Source organism: Rhodococcus sp. P3_B8 (genome assembly GCF_056402775.1).
Genome location: NZ_JBFUGT010000524.1, coordinates 1 through 2775, shown reverse-complemented (window position 1 = coordinate 2775; position 2775 = coordinate 1). Strand labels below are relative to the sequence as shown.

Annotated in this window: 5 protein-coding genes; 3 read left to right on the top strand and 2 right to left on the bottom strand. The window is 66.6% G+C overall.

Annotation, left to right across the window (positions count from 1 at the left end; translation table 11 throughout):
• Window positions 1-447, top strand: a 447-nt coding sequence (locus AC1D1G_RS44020; RefSeq protein ID WP_477956799.1) for an RrF2 family transcriptional regulator, incomplete at its 5' end; no start/stop codon positions are given.
• Between the two features lie 68 nt (window positions 448-515).
• Window positions 516-710, top strand: coding sequence for a hypothetical protein (locus AC1D1G_RS44015; protein ID WP_005246414.1), 195 nt, complete (start codon window positions 516-518; stop codon window positions 708-710).
• A 53-nt stretch (window positions 711-763) separates the two neighbouring features.
• Here AC1D1G_RS44015 and AC1D1G_RS44010 read toward each other — a convergent pair whose 3' ends face one another.
• Window positions 764-1066, bottom strand: coding sequence for a hypothetical protein (locus AC1D1G_RS44010; protein ID WP_105421629.1), 303 nt, complete (start codon window positions 1064-1066; stop codon window positions 764-766).
• A 171-nt stretch (window positions 1067-1237) separates the two neighbouring features.
• On the bottom strand, window positions 1238-1678 hold the full coding sequence (gene soxR, locus AC1D1G_RS44005; RefSeq protein WP_280784468.1) for a redox-sensitive transcriptional activator SoxR: 441 nt from the start codon (window positions 1676-1678) through the stop codon (window positions 1238-1240).
• Window positions 1679-1728: 50 nt separating this feature from the next.
• Between soxR and AC1D1G_RS44000 the strand changes: the two genes are divergently transcribed.
• Window positions 1729-2775, top strand: a 1047-nt coding sequence (locus AC1D1G_RS44000) for an MFS transporter (protein ID WP_477956798.1), incomplete at its 3' end; no start/stop codon positions are given.

Sequence of the window (2775 nt, the reverse complement as noted above, 5' to 3'; positions counted from 1 at the left end):
GGCGTGGAGTGGGCACTTCACTGCTGCGTGGTTCTCAGCCAGGCCGAGAGCCCGGTACCCACGGCCCGGCTGGCCGAACTGCACGGTGTGTCGAAGACATACCTCGCCAAGCATCTACAGTCGCTCGCACGTGCCGGCCTCGTCCACCCCACCGAGGGGCGCGATGGCGGATACGTCCTGACCCGCGCACCCGAGGCCATCACCGTCCTCGACGTCGTCCAGGCCGTCGACGGAACCGAGCCCGCCTTTCGGTGCACCGAGATCCGCAGGCAAGGAGTGCTCGCCGCCCCTCCAGAGCAGTGCCGCTCCGTATGCGGCATCGCGAAAGTCATGGCCGGTGCCGAACAGGCTTGGCGCGCATCACTATCGGGTGTGACGATCGCCGACCTCGGCGCAACGACAGACCTCGCCGTCCTCAAACACATCTTGGCGACGTCCACGACCTGAGGTCACCCGCGGCAAACGGAACGCGAGATTCCTGACTTCCCCACCGTGAACCGCCCTACGATCGATGGATGGAGACCGGAACCGACGAGACCAAGACCTGTTCGTTCTGCCGCGGTCCGATCGGATACGAGATCAAGGACGCTCATGCAGGCTTCGCGTCACTGCCCCCGGGGAAGCGGTATCGCGTCTTCCACTGCATGAATCGATGCCCACGATCAGCGCCCGACGGTCTCGAATGCGGACACCGCCACGAATACCTCTGACCCGTCCGTCAATGCTCGCCGGGAACGTTCAACCGAGCGAGTTCATGCCCTGCTCACCCGCGTGAGAGTCCGGGCTGAGTCTGAATCTGTCCGGGGCCGCCCTTGAAACCGCCGGCCTTACCCACCGTCCATTCACCGTCCGCACCGCACACCAGGGCGCCGTTGCGGTCTCCGGGCTTGCCGTACGTCACTGTCTCGTTGCCCTGCGAGTCCGTGTTCACGATCGGGCAGGGGCCACCGGTGGGCCCGTTCGGGCCGATCGGCTCGGCATGCGCAACGGACGCCGCCCCGAAGGCACTCAGGACGGGAAGAGCAGCGAAAGCGATGGCGGCAATGGTGCGGCGGGCGTTGATCATTCAGTATCTCCAAGGGATGGTCGGATCGTGCTTCGTTGACAGGTACAACTCTGCCCACTCCAGCGCCCGAACTGAACCAACCCTCGGAGGGCTTCGCGGCACCCCTGGGAGTGGAATCACCCCACCCTCACGGAGATCGATCGCGACCTACCGACTGCCGGAATCCGTTCTTCAGAGCCGGTTCGGACCCGAACCTTCCACGGCGAGTTGGTCTTCGGGATTGAGCAGATAGCACGCCTTCATCGACAGGCAACCACACCCGATGCATCCGGTGAGCTCGCGTTCGAGACGCTCGATACGCTTGCGCTGATCCTCGAGCTGCACCCGCCACAGCTTCGACACGCGCTGCCAGTCGCGGATCGACGGCATCCGGTCGGCCGGGAGCGTCTCGAACACCGCTCCCACGTCGGCCAGTGGAATCCCGAGCCGTTTGGCCACCACGATCAGCGAGATCCGTCGGAGCATGTGCCGTTCGTACCGGCGTTGATTCCCGGATGTCCGCGTCGACGCGATCAGTCCGAGCTGCTCGTAGTAATGGAGCGCCGAGACGGCCACACCGGTCCGACGCGACACCTCCCCCACCGACAGCAGATCCTTCGGATCCAATGACATCACATCAGCCCCTTGACCTCGAGTCCACTCGAGATTTTAGCGTGGTGTGCATGACATCGACCGCCCCGTCACCGGCCAGCTGGTCCGAGCTGCTCGGACCCCGTTACCGCTCCACCTCCGCCGTCCTCGCCGGCGGCGTCGGACTGCACGCCGTCAACATCTTTCTGACGACGAGCCTGCTGCCCACCGCCATCGGCGAACTCGGGCGCGAATCGCTGTACGCGTGGAGCGCGACCGTCTTCATGGTGGCGTCCGTGATCTCGTCGATGACCGTCAGCCGGCTGCTCGCACATCGCGGGGCGCTCGGTGCGTACCTGTTCGCGCTGGCTCCGTTCTTCGTCGGCACGATGATCTGCGCCGTGAGCCCTTCGATGGAGGTGCTCCTCGTCGGACGAGCGGTCCAGGGGCTCGGTGGGGGCCTGCTCGCGGGGCTGAGTTACGCGGTACTGCGCGAGGCGCTACCGGAGCATCTGTGGGCCCGTGCAACCGCGCTGGTCTCGGCGATGTGGGGCGTCGGAACTCTGGCCGGACCGGCGATCGGTGGGCTGTTCGCGCAACTCGGCCAGTGGCGTCTCGCGTTCGTCGCCCTGGCAGTGGTCGCCGCCGCCATCGCCGTGATCGCGCCCCGGGCGTTGCCGCGCACCGAGCGTGTGCGTGGCGGAGAACCCGTGCCTGCCACGTCACTCGTCCTGCTCACCCTCGCGACGATCGCAATCAGCGTGGCGAGCATCGTCGGCAACCGGACCCACATGCTGGCCCTGATCGCGGTCGGGGCCGCATTCATCGTTCTCTTCCTGGCCTGGGAGCTGCGGTCACCGCGCCGGGTGTTGCCGCAGTCGACGTACACCCGGGCGTCGTCCCTGAAGTGGATCTACCTCACCATCGCGGTGCTCGCGTCCGGCACCGTGTCGGAGGCCTTCACACCGCTGTTCGGTCAACGGCTCGCCGGACTGGTGCCGTTCGCCGCGGGATTCCTCGGCGCCATGATGTCGGTGGGATGGTCGGCGACCATGATCTTCAGCTCCGACATCTCCCGCCCGCGGGCGCAGACGGCGGCGAAGATCGCCGGACCCGCGGTCCTCGCCGCCGGCCTGCTC